The 18,261-nt window shown below is 65.5% G+C and carries 15 protein-coding genes and 1 tRNA gene; 9 read left to right on the top strand and 7 right to left on the bottom strand.

The features are described 5' to 3' along the window. Positions 1-77: 77 nt before the first annotated feature. Positions 78-683, top strand: coding sequence for a helix-turn-helix domain-containing protein (locus DL237_RS05085; RefSeq protein ID WP_119397937.1), 606 nt, complete (start codon positions 78-80; stop codon positions 681-683). A gap of 195 nt (positions 684-878) precedes the next feature. Beyond that, a complete protein-coding gene (locus DL237_RS05090) occupies positions 879-1,229 on the top strand; it encodes a hypothetical protein (protein WP_119397938.1) in 351 nt (116 codons plus the stop codon). 193 nt (positions 1,230-1,422) lie between these two features. Here the strand turns inward: DL237_RS05090 and DL237_RS05095 are convergent, their stop codons facing one another. Then, positions 1,423-1,644, bottom strand: a complete 222-nt coding sequence (locus DL237_RS05095; RefSeq protein ID WP_119397939.1) for a hypothetical protein — start codon at positions 1,642-1,644, stop codon at positions 1,423-1,425. Between the two features lie 307 nt (positions 1,645-1,951). Here DL237_RS05095 and DL237_RS05100 point away from each other — a divergent pair, with 307 nt between their 5' ends. Together DL237_RS05100 and DL237_RS05105 are read left to right on the top strand one after the other, a co-directional pair. Beyond that, positions 1,952-5,560: a rhamnan synthesis F family protein gene (locus tag DL237_RS05100; protein ID WP_119397940.1), complete on the top strand. Its 3,609-nt coding sequence runs from the start codon at positions 1,952-1,954 to the stop codon at positions 5,558-5,560. Beyond that, positions 5,557-6,468: an NAD-dependent epimerase/dehydratase family protein gene (locus DL237_RS05105; RefSeq protein ID WP_119397941.1), complete on the top strand. Its 912-nt coding sequence runs from the start codon at positions 5,557-5,559 to the stop codon at positions 6,466-6,468. Before DL237_RS05100 ends, DL237_RS05105 begins: the two co-directional genes overlap by 4 nt. Positions 6,469-6,764: 296 nt before the next feature. Here DL237_RS05105 and DL237_RS05110 read toward each other — a convergent pair. Both DL237_RS05110 and DL237_RS05115 read right to left on the bottom strand, forming a co-directional pair. Beyond that, a tRNA-Cys gene (locus tag DL237_RS05110) sits at positions 6,765-6,838 on the bottom strand. Positions 6,839-7,087: 249 nt separating this feature from the next. Continuing rightward, on the bottom strand, positions 7,088-8,023 hold the full coding sequence (locus DL237_RS05115; RefSeq protein WP_147405311.1) for a GSCFA domain-containing protein: 936 nt from the start codon (positions 8,021-8,023) through the stop codon (positions 7,088-7,090). 347 nt (positions 8,024-8,370) lie between these two features. Here DL237_RS05115 and DL237_RS05120 point away from each other — a divergent pair, with 347 nt between their 5' ends. The 3 genes from DL237_RS05120 to DL237_RS05130 all read left to right on the top strand — a co-directional run bounded on the left by DL237_RS05120 (position 8,371) and on the right by DL237_RS05130 (position 11,309). Continuing rightward, positions 8,371-9,024 (top strand): protein-L-isoaspartate O-methyltransferase family protein, encoded by a 654-nt coding sequence (locus DL237_RS05120; RefSeq protein WP_119397943.1) that lies wholly within the window; start codon positions 8,371-8,373, stop codon positions 9,022-9,024. Between the two features lie 119 nt (positions 9,025-9,143). Beyond that, on the top strand, positions 9,144-10,553 hold the full coding sequence (locus DL237_RS05125; protein WP_119397944.1) for a TolC family outer membrane protein: 1,410 nt from the start codon (positions 9,144-9,146) through the stop codon (positions 10,551-10,553). A 72-nt stretch (positions 10,554-10,625) separates the two neighbouring features. Next, positions 10,626-11,309, top strand: a complete 684-nt coding sequence (locus DL237_RS05130; protein ID WP_119397945.1) for a hypothetical protein — start codon at positions 10,626-10,628, stop codon at positions 11,307-11,309. A 14-nt stretch (positions 11,310-11,323) separates the two neighbouring features. Here DL237_RS05130 and DL237_RS05135 read toward each other — a convergent pair whose 3' ends face one another. Together DL237_RS05135 and DL237_RS05140 are read right to left on the bottom strand one after the other, a co-directional pair. Further along, the gene (locus DL237_RS05135) at positions 11,324-12,787 is read right to left on the bottom strand and encodes a cobyric acid synthase (protein ID WP_119397946.1); all 1,464 of its coding nucleotides are present in this window, start codon (positions 12,785-12,787) and stop codon (positions 11,324-11,326) included. 158 nt (positions 12,788-12,945) lie between these two features. After that, on the bottom strand, positions 12,946-13,266 hold the full coding sequence (locus tag DL237_RS05140) for a DUF6280 family protein (RefSeq protein WP_119397947.1): 321 nt from the start codon (positions 13,264-13,266) through the stop codon (positions 12,946-12,948). A gap of 211 nt (positions 13,267-13,477) precedes the next feature. On the opposite strand from DL237_RS05140, the gene efp reads away from it, so the two are divergent. Next, complete coding sequence (gene efp / locus DL237_RS05145; protein ID WP_119397948.1) at positions 13,478-14,041, top strand: elongation factor P; 564 nt, start codon at positions 13,478-13,480, stop codon at positions 14,039-14,041. A 689-nt stretch (positions 14,042-14,730) separates the two neighbouring features. On the opposite strand, the gene ygfZ is transcribed toward efp, so the two are convergent. Continuing rightward, entirely contained in the window at positions 14,731-15,510 is a 780-nt protein-coding gene (gene ygfZ / locus DL237_RS05150; protein ID WP_119397949.1) for a CAF17-like 4Fe-4S cluster assembly/insertion protein YgfZ, read from the bottom strand. A gap of 173 nt (positions 15,511-15,683) precedes the next feature. Here ygfZ and DL237_RS05155 point away from each other — a divergent pair, with 173 nt between their 5' ends. Continuing rightward, positions 15,684-16,259 (top strand): glycosyltransferase, encoded by a 576-nt coding sequence (locus DL237_RS05155; protein ID WP_119397950.1) that lies wholly within the window; start codon positions 15,684-15,686, stop codon positions 16,257-16,259. A 68-nt stretch (positions 16,260-16,327) separates the two neighbouring features. Here the strand turns inward: DL237_RS05155 and DL237_RS05160 are convergent, their stop codons facing one another. Then, positions 16,328-18,133: an ABC transporter ATP-binding protein gene (locus DL237_RS05160; RefSeq protein ID WP_233544873.1), complete on the bottom strand. Its 1,806-nt coding sequence runs from the start codon at positions 18,131-18,133 to the stop codon at positions 16,328-16,330. Positions 18,134-18,261 lie beyond the last annotated feature (128 nt).

Below are 18,261 nucleotides of genomic sequence, written 5' to 3' on the forward strand. Positions count from 1 at the left end.
GTGATTGCGCCCAGACTTGCGGTGAAAGTGAAAAAATGCAATGAAAATTTCACAAGTGTGAAAATTGGGGCGTCAGGATGAAATCGGATCACGGTGGTCAGCGGGACGTGGATGCGACCAGCCCGGGGGCGCCTGCGGGGCGGCAGATCCGGGCGTTGCGGCGGGCGCGTGGGCTGACCCTCAAGTCGCTGGCCACGGCCATCGGGCGATCGGTCGGCCATCTAAGCGAGCTTGAGCGCGGCGTCAGCCCGATCACGCTGGACACGCTGGACAAGATTGCGCGGCATCTGGACGTGTCGATCAGCTGGTTCTTTTCCGCCCCCGATCCGCAGGACCGCCCCGAGGCAGACATCGTGGTGCGCCGCGCGCACCGCCGCCAGATCAACCTGAGCCAGGCGGGCGTGCGCGAGGAGCTGCTGTCGCCGCATCTGACCGGCGGGCTGGAGATGGTGCTGACCACTTTCGCGCCGGGGGCGGGCACGGGGGCCGACGGGCGTGAACGCCGCGGCGAGGAGGGCGGTTTCGTGCTGCATGGCCAGCTTGAGCTGAGCGTCGACGGCGCGGTGATGCTGCTTGAGGCAGGCGACAGTTTCCAGATGACGGGCACAGGCCGCCACTGGTGCCGCAACCCCGGAGAGAGCAATACAGTGATCGTCTGGTCCTTCAGTTGCGCGCATTTCTGACGCGGTAGAGGGGGGCGGAGGGGCTGGCAGGGTGCGCGGCGTCGTGTTGGCTGCGAAGGCGTGCCCTCGGTTTTGTCACAGTGGCTGGCGGCGGGGGGACGATTTCACCGATCCCGTTGCGTCATGAGCAGGTTTGCGTCACCCTGTGGCGGTATGGTGTGTCGGTCCGTGTGGTGAGAGGAGCAGGTACAGGTCTTGGATGATGACAAAGTCGCCCTTGCCGGAGAGTTTGCACTTGGCCTGTTGCAGGGACAAGACCGTCAGGATGCCCTGCACGCGCTGAACATCGATCCGCAAATGCGGGCGGCCGTTCAGGCATGGGAAGAGGATTTCGCCACCTGTTTTTTCGGGGCGGCCACGGTTGACGCGACCCCGCCGGGCGCCGCCTGGAGCAGGATCGAGACGACGCTGTTCGGCGCGCGCCCCGTGCCGATATGGCGCCGCGCGTTGCAGGTCGCCGTTGCGCCGGAAAACCGGGGACTGGTGATTGCCCTGGCCTTGGCCAAGATCGGCCTTTTGGCCTGGATCCTGTACCTGTTTCTTTAGGCACTGGTTTAAAGGCGATCAATCGCCACCGGCCGTGGTGCTGAACCTGGCGTCGGCCCTGCTGCTGGCCGGGGCGGGCCGTGCCGGGCCGGAGGGGGGCAGGGCCACGGAGGGACGTGCCGAGAGCCGGGCCCGCGACATCAAGGCGTTTCGGACCCCGATTGGGTATCACGACAGAGGGCCACCGCGCTGTTTACTTGGCTGGGCTCATCGCGGCTGCGGCGCCCATCACCCGTCCGATATAGGCCACGACGAACAGCGTCGAGACCAGCGTCGCGACAAGGCAGACCGTCAGAATGCTGACATGGCTCGCGAACCCTTCGGACAGGGCAAAGGCGGCAATGGCCACCAGGGGGATGTGCAAGAACGCGGCGCAGACGATCTGCACCCGGCGTTTCGGGGTCATGTTGGTCATTTCGTCCTCCTTCCTGTCGGGTTGATTGCGATGGTCGGGTCGCTGACGACTGTTTTTCGTGCAGAGGCCCGCTTGGGCCAGTTCCCGCGAATGACGGGCGGTATATTGCGCGCCCCGCAGCCCGAAAGGCGGCAGGAAGTGGGTGAACGTAGCATGTCCATGAAAGGCCCGGTCCGCAAGGGTCGGTGGAAAGCCGCGTTTGATAAATTGGTTCGGGTAACATCTTTTCATTTATCGTATGACTTGGCAAATGGACCGGCCGACGAGGCAAGCGTGCCGGCGATATCTGGAAGACTAGGTTTGACAAATGACTGACGAAGGCGCCGCGAAACACATCCTTTTCGTGCTGGGCGTGCACCGACCCGAAACCACGCGGCTGGCCCGGGCGTTGGCGATTGCCGGCCTTGGGGCGGGATCCGGGACGGCGGCGGTAAATCGGTCGCAGGGACACGAGCAGACGGTCGCGAAAGACCACCCTGCCGAGACCTGCGGCGTCGATGACGCGGAAATCGTGGCGATCAACGACGCGTTGCTGGCGATCATGGGGGCGGACCGGCAGGATATCGCGCCGGTGCCCGATGACTGGGCAAGGGATGTTCCGACAGAGCTGCGTGATCGGGCCGTGCGGGCAGTGCAGCGGGCCGCACGCGACGCGACCGTTTCTTCGCTCGACCGCTCCTCCCGGCAGGCGGCGGGCGCGATGATTGCGGCTCCGAACCTTTGGCGTGTGCTGGGTTTCTGGCTGGACCTTGCCGCGCGCGAAGGGGTCGTCCCCTTGGTTCTTTGCGGTCTGAGCGATCCGATGGGCACTGCCGGGGCGATGCAACCGGACACGGACTATGCGCCCTCTCACGCGCGGCTGGTCTGGCTGCGGGCGTTGCTGGATGCCGAGGCGGGATCACGCGGGCACCCCCGCGCCTTTGCCGATCTGGACAAGCTTGGGGACGATGCGGAGGACACTCTGCGCCGGGCGGCGCAGGCATTGGGACTGACGCTGGAAATCACGCCAGAGACCGTGGCCGCGCTGGAGAGTGTCGCGCGCGAACCGGGGCTGCAAGCGGCGCCTGGATCGGTGCCGCCTGAGGCCGGGGCGTCCGATCCGTTGGGCGAGGCCGTTGCCATCCTGTCGGGCTGGGCGGAAAAGGGTGAAACGGCGGGCGACCTGCGGGCGCTGGACAGGCTGCGCGCGGCACTCGATGCGTCGTCTCCTCTGATCGAGGGGGCGCTGGCCGAGGCGCGTGCGCCGGAGGCAACGGCGGGCCGCACGGTGGTTGCGCCGCCTGCGCAGTCGCCTGTTGTGGGCGGCGATGCGATGGCCCGGCTCACGGCGGAACTGTGGCAGGCGCGCAGCCAGCGCGAGGCAACATCCCGACAATTGGTCGGGACGCTGAGCGCCCTGGGGGCGGCGAACGCCGCGCTGGCCAAGGCGCGCCGCAAGCCCCTGACGATCTTCGCAGATCTGCTGATTTACAGGCTGCTGATGGCGCTGGCATCGGAACGCTCGCCGCTGTCGCCGCGCTCAAAGATGCGTTTTCAGCGCAGTGCGGCAAAGCGTGACCCGAACCGTTCGATCGCATCGTCGCCGGAGCTGACCGGCCCCAAGACGCGCAAGGCCGCGTCTGCGCCGGCACCACAGGCGGGCGGCGCAGGCGGAGGCAAGGCCGCGGGCAAGGAAAGGCCCACGACCGGAGAGATGCCGGTGCGGGCCGATCTGCCGAACCTGCTGATCGTCAGCCATGACGCAAGCTGGACCGGCGCTCCGCTGGTCGTCTACAATCTGGCACGGACCTTTTCCGACCGCTACAATGTCACCATCGTGACACTCAAGGGGGGCGCCCTGCTGCCCGCGCTGTCCGAGGTTGCGGTGAACGTCGTCGTGCTGGGCATCAGTTCCGTGACAGGCACGGGGGCAGGGAACAAGCTGGCGCGGTTGCTGCGCACGCAGAGCTTTGATTTTGCCGTCGTCAACTCGGTCGAGTCGCGCCATGTGCTGAAGACGCTGCGCGAGGCGAAGGTCGCAACCGTGTCGCTGTTGCATGAATTTGCGGCCTATACGTTGCCACGCACCGCCTTTCCCGATGCCTTCGAATGGTCGGACCACGTCGTGTTCTCGACCAACCTGACCCTGGCGAATGCGATCGAGACGACGGGCGTGTCGCCGTCGCGCAAGGTGCATGTCTTTCCCCAGGGCAAATGCATCGTGCCGCATAAATCGCAGGCCGACAGCGACACCGAGGCCGAGCGCGCCCGGCTGAAATCCATCCTGCGCCCGGCAGGGGGCGAGGCGGATTTCCTGGTCATCGGGGCGGGCTATGTCGAGATCCGCAAGGGTGTCGACCTGTTCATCGAGGTCGCGCGACGTACCCTGGCGCGGGCCAATGGCGCCAGGATCCGCTTTGCATGGATCGGCGCGGGCTATGCGCCCGAGGTCGATACGGCCTATTCGGTCTATTTGCAGGATCAGTTGCAGCGCGCCGGGATCGCGGACCGTATCACCATGCTGGGCGTGACATCGGAAATTGAATACGTCTACGAGCTGGCCGATGCCTTTGTATTGACGAGCCGTCTTGACCCGCTGCCGAACGTGGCGATCGATGCGATGCAGGCGGGCCTGCCGCTGGTCTGTTTCGACCGTGCGTCTGGCATCCCCGACATCCTGCGCGGGACACCGCTGGAGGCGGAGTGCATCGTCGATTACCTGGATACCGCGTGCATGTCCGACCAGGTGTTGCGACTGGTCCAGGATCCCGAAGCGTACCGGAATATCTCGCAGGCAATCAGCGCCCACGCCCGCGCCACCTTTGATCTGGGGGCCTACGCCGCGCGGATCGAGCGTTTGGGGCGGGCGGCGTCGCATGATGAGGGGCGCGCACGCGATGAGCGCACCCTGGAACAGAGCGAGACGTTCGACCCGGCCTTCATGCTGCCGCCGTCGCTGGCGGCGTCTCGTCCGGGGATGACGCGGGGCGAAGCGGCGGCGCAGTATCTGCAGTCGTTTTCCGAAGGGGCGAGTATGCGTCGGCCGGAGCCGGGGTTCAATCCGGCCGTCTACACCATGCACCGGCTGCGTGACGGTGATCTGCTGGCCGATCCCTATGCCGAATTCCTGCGCGCAGGTCGGCCTGTCGGCCCGTGGACAAGGCCGCTGATCTCCGGCCCGATGAACGGCGTTGCCGGGGCCCCGGCGGACTGTCGCGTCGCGCTGCATATCCATGCCTATTACGTCGATCAGTTGCCGCGCATCCTGTCGCACCTGGCAGCAAATGCGACCCGGCCGGATCTCCTTGTCAGTGTCACCAGCGACGTGGACAGGTCGGCAGCCAGCGAGATGTTGCGCCAGTACGGCGGCGCGTCCTGCGTTTCGGTTGTGCCCAACCTGGGCCGTGACATCGGCCCGCTGCTGACCGAGTTCGGCGCGCGGCTGGTCGCGGATTACGATGTGGTCGGCCACGTCCATACGAAAAAGAGCCTGGTGCTGGATGACCCCGAGAGTGTCGAGGCATGGATGGCGTTCCTGATGCAGAACCTGCTTGGCGGAGACGTCGGGGGTGCCATGCTGGATGGCATCATGGACGCCTTTGTCCGGCAGGATGACCTGGGGCTGGTGTTCGCGGCAGACCCGAATATCCTGTCATGGTCGCTGAACGCGGGCGAGGCGCGGAAATTGGCGCCCCGGCTGGGCCTCGACAGTGACGTGCCCGCGGCCTTCGATTTTCCGGTCGGCACGATGTTCTGGATCCGTGCAGCGGCGCTTGCGCCATTTGTGCAACTTGACCTGGGATGGGACGACTATCCGAAGGAGCCTCTGGCCTATGACGGCACGATGCTGCATGCCTTGGAACGGCTGTTCGGGCTGACGGTCGAGGCCCATGGATTCAAGACAGCTCTGACCAATGTGAAGGATATGACACGATGAGGGTTCTGGTTCTCGGGGGCAGCGGCTTCATCGGGTCGCACGTGGTGGATCAGCTGCTGGCGGCTGACGTCAAGGTCCGGGTGTTCGACCGTGGCCCGGAACGCTATCGCGAGAAACTGCCCGGAGTGGAGTACCTGTTCGGCGATTTTCGCGATTCCGTCGCCGTGATCGAGGCCCTGGCGGATTGCGACGTGGTCCTGCATCTTGTCACGGCAACGGTCCCCGGAACGGCGGCGATGGATCCGCTTGCCGATGTGCGTGACAACCTGTTGCCGACGATCGCGCTGCTGGAGGGCATGGTCAAGGTCAAGGTGCCCCGGCTGGTGTACCTGTCATCGGGCGGGACGGTCTATGGCGTGCCGGAGGCGGTGCCGACACCCGAAAATCACCCTCTGCGCCCAATCAATTCCTATGGTATCGTCAAGGTCGCCATCGAGAACTACGTGACGATGTACGGGCGTGAACATGGCATCTCCACCGTGATCATACGCCCGTCAAACCCCTATGGGCCCCGTCAGGGACATACCGGTTTGCAGGGCATCATCGGCACGTTCCTGAACCGCATCCTGAATGATGAAGCGATCCAGATCTGGGGCGACGGCAGCGTTGTGCGCGATTATATCTACGTCGAGGATGTGGCCCGTCTGTGCTGCCGTGCGGCCTTTGGCGACAGACCGGGCGTCTACAATGCCGGCAGCGGCAGCGGCCTTTCGGTGAACGAGATCGTGGAGGCCCTGCGCGACGTGACAGGCAAGGACATCCAGCCGACCTACCTGCCGGGACGGGCCATCGATGTTCCGCGATCCGTTCTGGACATTTCGCAGGCGCGGGCAGAGTTCGACTGGGAACCGGTGGTGGCCAGCCGCGAAGGTATCGACCTGACCTGGAAATGGATGCGGGAGCTTTAGACGGGATCATATATCGCTCGGCCATCGGTCCCAGGGCCGCTGGCCCCCGTGGCCGGGTGAAGACAGCGCGTGACCCCGGAGCGATCCAGGCGCGGCGCGTGGGTCATGTTTGCACGCCGCGTACTTGGCGGATGTTGCCGCCGATCGCGATCGCCGCGCTAATCTGCTCAGAACGACGCCTCGTCCAGGCCTTGGAAAGCGCGAAAGGCCGCGAAGCCGGGCCTTTAGGGGGCTTCGCACCTGCAAGCGGCGGTGCCGCTGCAATGGAGTGACTGGCGTAATCGCTTGAAGATAAGTGGAGGCGAGTACCGGAATCGAACCGGTATACGCGGATTTGCAATCCGCTGCGTCACCACTCCGCCAACTCGCCATCCGTGATGTGTGTTGCCGTTTAGCGAAACTTGCGGCGGCGCGCAAGAGGGTCCGCCGCAGATACCGATGTGCGGGGGTCCAGGGAGAGAGGGGGCGAGCGGCAGGGCGGGTGCGTTGCCGCGTGGGGCGGAGGATGCGGCTTTTCGGGACACTTGCGGTGTTGCGCGACGTGGGGCGCGACAGGCGCGACGGGGCAGGGGTGAAGGGACGGCGATGACCGGGCAGGCAGGGCGCCCGGCCCAGCCGTTCAGGCGACGTAGCAGGACGTCATGTACCCGATCACCTCATCCACGATGGCGGGTCTGACGTGCACATTGTCTTCGCCGTAGCCCGTCAGACCGAGAGTGGTGATGATTTCATAGCTGGGGAAATAGTCGACCTGGGGAAACTCGGTCGCTGCCAGTTCTGCGACAACCCGCAAGACGGACTTTGAATAGGCATTGCGGATGGTCGCGTCGCCGCCCGCAAAGGTGACTTGAAGGGGAACGGGGGACACCGTCAGGACCACCTTGCGCCGCCCCCCTGCGACCAGGTGGTCCAGCATGTCAAAGACAAGGTCCTGACATTGCGACATGTTCAGCTGGCGAAACAGAAAGCGGTCGGGATGGGCGGTCAGCAACTTACGGCTGGGCGCCTCGTTCAGGTATACCTCGGCGTCGCGGTCATACCATGCTTCGACAAGGCCGAGCGTGACGACGACGATGCCGGAATTTCCCAGGCCCGACGCGTAGAGATCGCGGATCTGCTGGCGACGTTCCAGCCCGCGAATGGCTGACACCGGGCGCGATCCCGTTGCAAGCAGGCAATCCAGCACCTGCCCGTCGGCGACGGGGTACAGCCCCTTGCGGTCCACCGGGGCGTCGATGCTGCGCACGCATTGCAACATGGTGCCGGGGTTGTATTGGTTGAGAACGCGGTTGGGCTGGCCCGGGGCCTCTTCGTTCGGCGCGGTGAAGTGCGCGGTGGGCACCGCAAGGCCGCGATCCAGCAGGGCCTTTTCGACGTTGCGCGCAAAGCAGGACCCGATGGTGAAGACGCTTTCGCCCGCCGACAAGGTAAAGCCGGGTGTCACCTTGGGAAAGATCATGCCTTGCCGCCAGCGGGGATCGCCGCGATCCGGGTACTTGCGGTCCTTGTTCCTGAGTGCGCCGGAAAAGGCGTCTGCCCCTGCAATGTCTTTCACCTGTGCGTCTCCCGTTCGGGCCGCGGCATTCTGCACGCGGCGTCATCACAGGCTCAGGATTACGGCGCCGTGGTTAACAAAGGTTCAAAATGCGATCGCCAGTGAGGGGGCAATGCTGTTGGCTGCGGGAAATGCCGCACGTCAATGGCCGCGGTGCCAGGACGGTGCGCGAACGGTGCGAGAGCGGTGCCCGCCCTGTACCGTCAGTGATGCGAGGCTGCGCAAAGGCGTTGCTGTTAAGCCCTTCTTAAAGACAAACGGTAAAAGCCTTGCATCGCGCCGTTGCTGCCGCCTTTTCTATGTGGCAATACCACTCCAGAGAAGATTCTGAACGGAAGAGTTTAGTTATGACCGACTATGCTGCACGCCGTACGATGATGGTTGATGCCCAGGTTCGACCATCTGACGTGACCAAGTTTCCAATTATCGAGGCCATGCTCGCGGTGCCGCGCGAAATGTTCGTGCCCCAGGACCGCAAGGAAGCGGCCTATCTGGGCGAGAACGTGAGCATCGGCGCCAATCGCGTGCTGCTGGAGCCGCGCACGCTGGCCAAGATGCTTGATGCGGTGGATATCCAGCCCGATGAGCTGGTGCTGGATCTGGGCGCGGGGCAGGGATATGCTGCTGCAGTCATGTCGCGGATCGCCGAAGCCGTCATCGCGGTGGAAGAAGACGCCGACATCGCCGCCGACAGCCAGCAATTGCTGAGCGACCTTGGTGCTGACAATGTTGTGTTGCACGAAGCCAAGCTGACCGAGGGTGCGCCTGAGCACGGGCCCTACGACGTCATTGTGCTGGAAGGGGCCGTCGAACATCTGCCCGAGGCGATCACGGATCAGCTGAAGGAAGGTGGCCGTATCGTGGTGCTGTTCGCGGAGGGACATCTGGGTGTCGTACGCGTCGGCTACAAGATCGATGGCAAGGTGAGCTGGCGCTTTTCCTTCAACGCGGGCGCGCCGGTGTTGCCGGGTTTTGAACGGCACGCGGTCTTCACGCTCTGATCCTGCGGGACGGCACCGGACAATCAGTGACAGGACTGGGCGAACCGGTCGAACGAGGAATGAAGAGAATGGCAAAACGAGTAGAGGCGGACCGTCGGCGTGAAGGACAATCGCGGCCGATGAAGGCAGCCCTTCGCAAGGCCTTGGCGGGATCTGCCGTGGGGCTGGCCCTGCTGGCCATGCCGATGGCCGCTGCCGCTGAAAACCTTGGTCAGGCGCTGGCCGACGCCTACAGGAACAGCGGCCTGCTGGAGCAGAACCGCGCGGTCCTGAAGGCGGCGGATGAAGACAGCGCCCAGGCGCTGGCATCGCTGCGTCCGGTTTTGTCGTGGAGCGCGGGGGCGTCGCATTCCTTTGGGCGCGCCTACAGTGACGCAGGGACGTCTGCCGCGACCGAGTCGAACGGGGCCTCGGCTGGCCTGACGATGTCGCTGTTACTGTTCGATTTCGGTGCCAGCCGCATCGCCCTCGATATCGCCAAGGAGTCGGTTCTGCTGACCCGGCAGCAACTGGTGCTGATCGAGCAACAAGTGCTGCTGCGGGCCGTCACCGCCTATATGGAGGTGCGTCGCGCGACCGAGACCCTGGCATTGCGCCAGGCCAACGTACGTCTGCTGACGCAGGAACTGCGCGCTGCACGTGATCGTTTCGATGTGGGTGAAGTTACCCGGACAGACGTGTCGCAGGCCGAGGCGGCGCTGGCAGCATCGCGCAGCGGTCTGACGTCGGCGCAGGGTGTGCTGATCCAGGCGCAGCTGGAATACGAGGCCGCCGTCGGGCACCGCCCCGGTACATTGGCGGCACCGTCGCAACTGGGCAGTGTGCCCGCTTCGGTGAACGAGGCGATTGCGGTCGCCCTGCAAAATCACCCCAGCATGAACGTCGCCCGCCGCCAGGTTACCATTGCCGAATTGCAGGTCGCGGTGACCGATGCCAGCCTCAAGCCGTCCCTGAACCTGTCGGGCAGCTATGGCCTGGAATCGGATCTGGACAGCGACGCGCACAGCCGCAGCGGTTCGGTCAGCCTTGGCGTGTCCGGTCCGATCTACAGCGGGGGTGCGCTGGCCTCGAAACAGCGTCAGGCGATGCTGAACAAGGAACAGACGCTCGCCAACCTGCACGTCGTCACGATCAATATTCGCCAGGCGGTCGGCAATGCCTTTTCCGGCGTGCAGATTGCACGCGCAGCCTCGAGCGCGGGGACCGAACAGGTGCGCGCGGCCAAGGTCGCCTTTGATGGTGTCCGCGAGGAAGCCACCCTGGGGTCGCGGACCACGCTGGATGTGCTGACACAGGAGCAGGATTTGCTGGATGCCCGCACCACCTACCTGTCAGCGCAGGTCGACGAGGTTCTGGCGCGGTATTCGCTGTTGTCCTCGATGGGGCTGCTGACGGCGCAGAACCTGAAGCTGAACGTCGATATCTACGACCCGGCGGCCTATTACAACATGGTCAAGAGCGCCCCGGCGGGCGTGTCGAAACAGGGTCGTCAGCTGGATTCCGTGCTGCGCCGCATCGGCAAACAGTAATCCGCCGACACCGCATTGTTGAACCTGCCCTCTCGCGCTAGACTTGGGTCCAAGTGAGAGTGGTAGGAAAACATGTCAGACCCGGTAACGAACGTCCCGATCGAGGACGTCCTGTCGTCCATCCGCAAGTTGGTATCCGAAGAGGTGCGGGCGCAGGTTTCGCCCAGCGTGGCGGGCCAGGTTGGCCCGGCCTCTTCTTCGGCACCTGCATCAGACAAGCTGATTCTGTCGCCTGCGCTGCGGGTGGTCGAAGGGGCCGTGACCGAACGTGGCGATTTCGACGCTGACGAAGAAGAAATCGCGGGCTTTGCCCCCGATGCGGAACCCGAAGACGATGACACGGCGGCAGTCGTGCTGCGCCCTTTCGAGGCGATGTCGCGGGTGCGCGACCGTAACCACGCCACGCCTGGCGGGCGCTCAACCGACGACGCAGATGTGCTGTGGGACACGGAGGAGGCCGGTGAAGACCCGGTTGCCGCATCCCACCGCATGGGCGAAGAGGATGAAGGCTCGGCTTATGCCGACGCGGCCGTCGACCGGCGGGCGCCGATCAGCGAACAGCCTGCGGGCGACCTGGCCGTGCAGGACAATGACGACGACGGCGCGCTGTTCGACGAATACATGCTGCGCGACCTGGTCTCTGAAATCCTGCGACAGGAGCTTCAGGGCCCGTTGGGAGAGCGGATTACCCGCAATGTCCGCAAGCTGGTGCGTGCCGAAATACAGCGCGCCCTGAATGCGCGCGACCTGTACTGAGGTCAGGGCAGGCGTCAGGGGTGCACGTCCTGCGCCAGGTCCAGCACCTGGTCTAGGTTCATGTGGTTCTCGATATGGGCCGCCAGCGCGTCCAGCGTCTTTTCGACCATTGCGTCATAGCCGGGCTGGGACGCGCCGCCGAGTTCGGCCAGGTAGGCGGCACGGAAGGCATCCGAGCTGAACAGCCCATGCAGGTAGCAGCCCCGCACAAGGCCATCTGCCGAGGCCGCGCCTTCGGGGCGCGCGCCAAGCGTCAGCCAGGCGCGGGCACAGTCCGGGCCGGTGGTTTCGCCCAGGTGGATTTCGTAGCCCGACAGGGGCGCGCCGCTGGCCAGGTGGTGCGCCTGGGACAGGGCCAGCCGCTTGCCGGGTTTCATCACGGTTTCCACATCCAGCAGGCCCAGTCCCTGCGTCCGACCGGGCCGCCCTTCGATGCCATCGGGATCACTGACGCCGCGCCCCAGCATCTGATAGCCTCCGCACAGGCCCAGGACGTGCCCGCCGCGCCGCACATGTGCGGCAAGGTCGATGTCCCAACCATTCGCGCGAAACATCTCAAGATCCGCAATGGTGGATTTGGACCCGGGGATCAGCACAAGTGTCGCATCGCCGGGAAGCGGGCGCCCCGGCGGGATGATGTCGAGCGTGATGCCGGGTTCGGCGGCCAGCGGATCAAGGTCATCGAAATTTGCGATGCGGCCAAGGCGCGGCACTGCGATCTTGAGCGCGCCGTCGCGGCGGTGGCTGCGCGTATCCAGGTCCATGATGTCTTCGGCGGGCAGGCGCCAGGCGTCTGCAAACCAGGGCAGCACGCCAAGTGGCTGCCAGCCGGTATGGGCCGCGATGGCGCTGACGCCGTCGTCGAACAGACGCGGATCGCCGCGGAACTTGTTGACGGCAAAGCCGTGGATGCGCGCATTGTCCCGGGCTGACAGCACGGTATGCGTGCCGACAATCTGCGCGATGACGCCGCCGCGATCGATATCGCCGATCAACAGCACCGGTATCTGTGCAGCTTCGGCGAAACCCATGTTTGCAATGTCGCCGGCGCGCAGATTGACCTCAGCCGGGCTGCCGGCCCCCTCGACGATCACCAGGTCTGCCGTTGCGGAAATCCGCCGGAAGCTGTCGAGAACGGCGCTGAGCAGGCGGGGTTTCAGCAGCGCATAGTCCCGTGCGGAGGTCGATGTGACGCGCTGTCCCTGCACGATGACCTGACTGCCGATGTCGGATTCCGGTTTGAGCAGGACGGGATTCATGTGGATCGACGGCGCACGGCGACAGGCCAGCGCCTGAAGCGCCTGGGCGCGTCCGATCTCTCCTCCGTCGGGCGTTACGGCGGCATTGTTCGACATGTTCTGCGGTTTGAACGGGGCGACGGACAGGCCGCGATTGGCAAAGGCACGCGCCATCCCCGCGACAAGCAGGGACTTGCCCACGTTGGAGCCGGTACCCTGCATCATGATCGCCCGTGCCATGCCTGTCTTCCTGTTCCTGCCGCTGTCAGAGCCGCTGTTTCGGTCATCGCCACCGAGAGCTTCCCTTGGCTATGCCACGTGATGCGGGGCAGGCCAACGAAAAACGCGCCTCTCTCGAGGCGCGCTTTTCAACGGTATTCAGTAACGATTTCAGTTACTTACGCAGCTTCTGCCTGTTCGGCAGCGTGGCGGCGTTCGCTTTCTTCGCGCGACAACGCGACCGAGGTGCGAATGCCCTTGGAAACGAAGTCCATCAGTCCACCGACCACGCGTTCGTTGGGGTCGATCCCGGCACAGGACAGAACCTCGCGACCATCGCGCGAGCGGGCCCAACGGGCGATCTGTTCCGGGCCGTTGCCGTATTTCTTGTCATCGGCGATGGCATCATCCAACGCAGCCAGTACAACGGCTGCGAAAAGTTTGCGTGCGCGGTTGCCCTGTTCGTTATTGAAGGCCGTGCCGTCAACGAAATCTTTCATGATCCGTCCTTGCTTATTGCTCTTGTGTTTCGGGCGTGCCGCCCCTTATGACGAAAACGTATCGATTCGGATAGCGCGATCATGCATCTCCGGTATGCGATTTTTGCATGCCTTTGGTCCATATCGCGCTCCGTCTGGATCGCTTGCCATGAGCTTGTGGCCGATATATAGGCTGGCCCGGAAACGGTTCAACCATCGCAGGCGGTACGAGATGCCCAAGATCAACGGTAACGAGATTCGTCCCGGCAACGTGCTGGAACACAACGGCGGCCTTTGGGCGGCTGTCAAAGTCGACCACGTGAAGCCCGGCAAGGGCGGCGCATTTGCCCAGGTCGAGATGAAGAACCTGCGCAACGGTTCCAAGCTGAACGAACGCTTTCGCAGCGCCGACAAGGTCGAGCAGGTGCGTCTTGAGCAGAAGGACCAGCAGTTCCTGTACGAGAGCGACGGGATGCTGGTGTTCATGGACACCGAGACATACGAGCAGATCGAATTGCCCGCAGACCTGCTGGGCGAACGCCGCCCGTTCTTGCAGGATGGCATGACGATCCTTGTAGAATTCTATGATACCGAGGCTTTGCACGCCACCTTGCCACAGAAAGTCACCTGCCGCATCGCCGAGACGGAGCCGGTCGTAAAGGGTCAGACGGCCGCGAATTCGTTCAAACCCGCGATCCTGGAAAACGGCGTCAAGGTCATGGTGCCGCCGTTCGTCGGGCAGGACGAGGACATCGTCGTCAACACCGAGACCATGGAATACTACGAACGCGCCTGAGGCGATCCATACAGTCTCGACAGCGCTGCGGGGGCCGTATCACCAATCGGGTGATGCGGCCCCCGTGCCGTTTGGCTGTTCGATGCGCCGCGCCTGGCCGGCCCGGTGGCAGCGTCGGCCAAGGGTCCCCGTGGCGGCGGCCGAGACTGAGTCGGGCAGGGCGCGCGCGTGGTCAGGAGTGATGCCGTGACACGGCAAAGGCGATCATTCGTAGTCACATGATCGAAATGCATGGCTTGGTGGGAAACCGTGCCGCACCGCATCGTATCCTGCCGCAGCGCGGCGGCGCTGTGGGCCAGCCTGCGCGACAGACAAACGGCGACGGTATTCACGTCGGTATCTTGACGGTATCCGGGCGGTGTCTGGCGCGGTTCAGCCAGCCGCAGCGCCCATGCTCGGGCGCGTGTCGGTTTTTTTGTGCAACACCACGTGGCCTGAGCGCAACACCCGTCGCGCCGGTGGACAGACCACCGTGACCAGCCTGCGATCACCCTGCGATCACCCTGAGGTCACCGTGCGATCACCGTGCGGCGCGCCTGCGGTGGCGCGGAGCGTCAGGCGGGATCTGAGGGCGATCTGCGGTGCGGAGTTCGAACGCGGCGCGCGACGTTCGTGCAGGCCCGGCGGCGGTCGCACCCGGGCGTGATGCGCGCGCCTGGCCGAGGAGGTCGCGCCGCGCGCGGGATGTGTCAGGTGATCGGGCTGACGCTGGCGTCGCCCGCCGTCATGTCCGGGCCGATGCGGTCAAAGCGCAGGTAGGCGATGGCCTGTCCCTGCGCCTGGGTGAACAGGGTGCCCGCGACCTTGCCATCGCGCGTGATTTCCGTACCCGCAGGGGCGCTGCCGGTGATGGCGACCGTAGCGAGACCTTTGCGCAGCTCGGTCTTGTGCTTCATGCGGGCCGTGACCTCTTGTCCGACATAACATCCCTTGCGAAAGTCGACACCGTGCAGGCGTTCGAACCCGGCTTCGAGGATAAAGGTATCGGGCGTCAGCTCGACCCCGGTTTCGGGGATGCAATGGGCCACGCGCAGCGCCGCCCAGTCTGTCCCGTCATCGCCGCCGGTCGCGCCATAGAGCCGCCAGCCGAGCGCGGCGTGCCGGGGATCGGCCACCGCGCCGTCGGGCGCCGGGCCGGTGCCACGGCGAACGGCAAGATCGGTTTCGGCAATCGTGACCTTGGCGCGCAGCTTGTACATGTTGAGGCGTTGCAGCAGGCCCGGCGCCAACGACGAGGCGGTATCCAGCAGGATGTCGGCGCCATCGGCCACCAGCAGGAAATCGGCCAGATACTTGCCCTGCGGTGTCAGCAGCGCGGCATAGACGGCGCCGTCATCGACGCGCGTGATGTCGTTGGTGACGAGGTTTTGCAGAAAGTCGCGCACCTCGGGGCCGGACAGGCGCAGGATGGTGCGGGCGTCGGCCGCGGGGTGGATCGGTGTGCCGGTTGCGGATGCGGTTTCAGGCATTGGGGACTCCCGGTTCTGGTTCGGGGCGAGTATAGCCCTCTTGCCGGCGGGCGACAGGGGGGTGCCCCGAGACGCGTCCTATCTTTGCCGGTTCGCGGTTGGGTCGGGCACGTGGCCACGCCACGGCAGGATCACGCAGAGGCCCGGAGAAGGGGCCGCAACAGGAGACGAAGATGCGCGCCGCCATTTCGGTTATCATTCCCACGCTAGACGCAGAACGGTTGCTGCCCGCCTGTGCGGCGGGCCTGTTCGAAGGCGTGCAGGAAGGGCTGCTGCGTGAACTGATCGTCAGTGACGGCGGGTCCGTGGACGAGACCCGGCGCATTGCGGATGAACTGGGCGCGGAGTTCGTCAGCGCCGGGCCGACCCGCGCGGCGCAATTGCAACGCGGGGCCGAGGCGGCGCGGGGTGACTGGCTATTGTTCGTACCGCCTGAAAGCCAGTTGCAGCCGGGCTGGACCGCCGCGGTCAGGGCGCACATGCCGAGCCAGGCGCCAGCGGTGTTTCGCGTTGAGGCTAGGGGGACGGCCGGGCGGCTGGCGGCGGCCTGGGCCAACCGGCGCACGGCGATGGTGGGGGCCGCGACTGGTCCGCAGGGGTTGCTGGTGCGCGCCGGGGATTATGCCGACGCCGGGGGCCACGCCAGCGCCGGACGGACTGGCGCGCCTGCGCTGGCGCGGCGTCTGGCGGCGATTGGGCGGCGCCCCGTGCTGTTGGCCGCCAGTGTGCGGCGCGAAACCGCGACCTAGCGCGCGTCCGTCTGCGGGGCCGTGTATGGGCCGGGCATGTGGCCGTGCCTGGGGTCACCCGGGGGCGGCTAGTCCTGTGCGGTTTCGCCGGATCGGGCCGTGCTGGCGTCGGTCTGGAATTGCAGGTCGTGCAGGTGCGCATAGAGGCCCCCGGCCGAGAGCAGTTGGTCATGCGTGCCCTCGTCCACCGCGCGGCCCTTGTCCATCACCACGATCTTGTCGGCGTTGCGCACGGTCGAGAGGCGGTGCGCGATGACAATGGTGGTGCGGCCTTCGGCCAGCCGGTCGAGGGCGGCCTGGACCACCGCTTCGGATTTGGCATCCAGCGCCGAGGTCGCCTCGTCCAGCAGCAGGATCGGGGTGTCGCGCAGCAGGGCGCGGGCGATGGCGACGCGCTGGCGCTGGCCCCCCGAGAGGTTCGAGCCGCGCGGCCCCACGGGCGAGTCGAGGCCCCTTGGCAGCTTGTCGAGGAAATCGCTGACATGGGCGGCGTCGAGCACCGCGCGCAGGCGGTCCTCGGGGATGTCGGTGCGCCCCAGCAGGATATTTTCACGCAGGGTTTCGTCGAACAGCAGGGCGTCCTGGCTGACGACCGAAAAGAGCGCGCGCAGGTCGGTCAGGGACATCGCGGAGACGGGGGTGCCGTCGATGCGCACGCTGCCTGATTGCGGGTCGACCAGCCGGGTCAGCAGGTTGAACACGGTGGATTTGCCCGCGCCGGAGGAACCGACAAGCGCGGTTGTGGTGCCGGGGCGGGCGGTGAAGGTCAGCCCGTTGAGCACGCGCGTGTCGCCATAGCTGAGCTGGACGTCGTCGAGGGAGATCGCGGGCACGCCCCTGGGCGCCGGGACAGGGTTGGCGGGGGAGGTCAGGGTGGGCGTGACCTCCATCAATTCCTTGACACGCTCAAGCGCGGCGGCGGCGGCCTGCCAGACCCCGGTGACATTGCCGAGGCGGCGCAGCGGTTCAAACGCGAAGCCGATGGCGGTGAAGAAGGCCATGAATTCGCCCACTGTCTTTTCGCCGTTGATGATTTCGCCACCCCCGTAGATCAGCACGCCGAGAAAGCCCAGGCCGGCCATGATGTCGATCATGCCGGGGATGGTGGCCGCGCCAAGCGCGGTGCGGGTTTCCGCGCGCACCAGCCTGTCGGTCAGCGCGCCGTACTGGCGGGACTGATACCCCTCGAGCCGGTTGAGCTTGACGGGCACGATGCCGTGAAAGACTTCGTCCAGCCGCACGGCGAGGCGGGCGCCAAGGTCGCGCGCCTCGCGCGAGCGGGTGCGCACGAAGCGTTGCACGAGCATCGACGGGGCGACCAGCAGCGGCGCGCCGATGAGCGCGACAAGCGTCCAGCGCCAGTCGACCGAGATGGCGACGCCGATCAGGATGACCAGGGACACCGCGTCGCGGCCCGCGCCGGTCAGGATCGCGGTCCAGACCTGATTGATCGCGGCGACATCGGTCTGGATCCGCTGGATCAGAAAGCCGGGCGGGTGGGTCTGGTGAAAGCTGGCGTCCTGGGTCATCAGGCGCGCAAGCAGGGTGGTGCGCAGGGCGGCGGCGCTTTTTTGCGCGACGCGCGAGAGCAGCACCTTTTGCCCGATCGAGCTGAGGGCGCGGATCACGAAGATCGACACGACGGCCGCGCCGACAAGGCCGAGGGCATTGGTGTTGCCCTGAATGAACACCGTGTCGAACATCGGCTTCATGATGTAGCTGAGCGCGCCGAGCATCGAGCCTTCGAGGGACATCAGGATCAGCGCGGCGATCATCGCGAAACGATAGGGCCGCAGGTAGCCGCGCCACAGCCAGGAGATGAGCACGCGGGCGCTGGTGTGATGGCCGGTGGCATAGGGATCGGAGGGCGCCACGGCAGCGCGGGCGGCAGCCGGATCTGTCGGGGTGAGGACGGAAGCGACAGGGCCGTGTGATGTCGGGCCGTGTGATGTCGGGTCGGGCGAGGTGGGGTCGTTCGAGGTGGGGGCGGGCGATTTGGGGG

It is taken from the genome of Pseudooceanicola sediminis, assembly GCF_003575965.1.
In the GTDB taxonomy this organism is placed as follows: domain Bacteria; phylum Pseudomonadota; class Alphaproteobacteria; order Rhodobacterales; family Rhodobacteraceae; genus Pseudooceanicola; species Pseudooceanicola sediminis.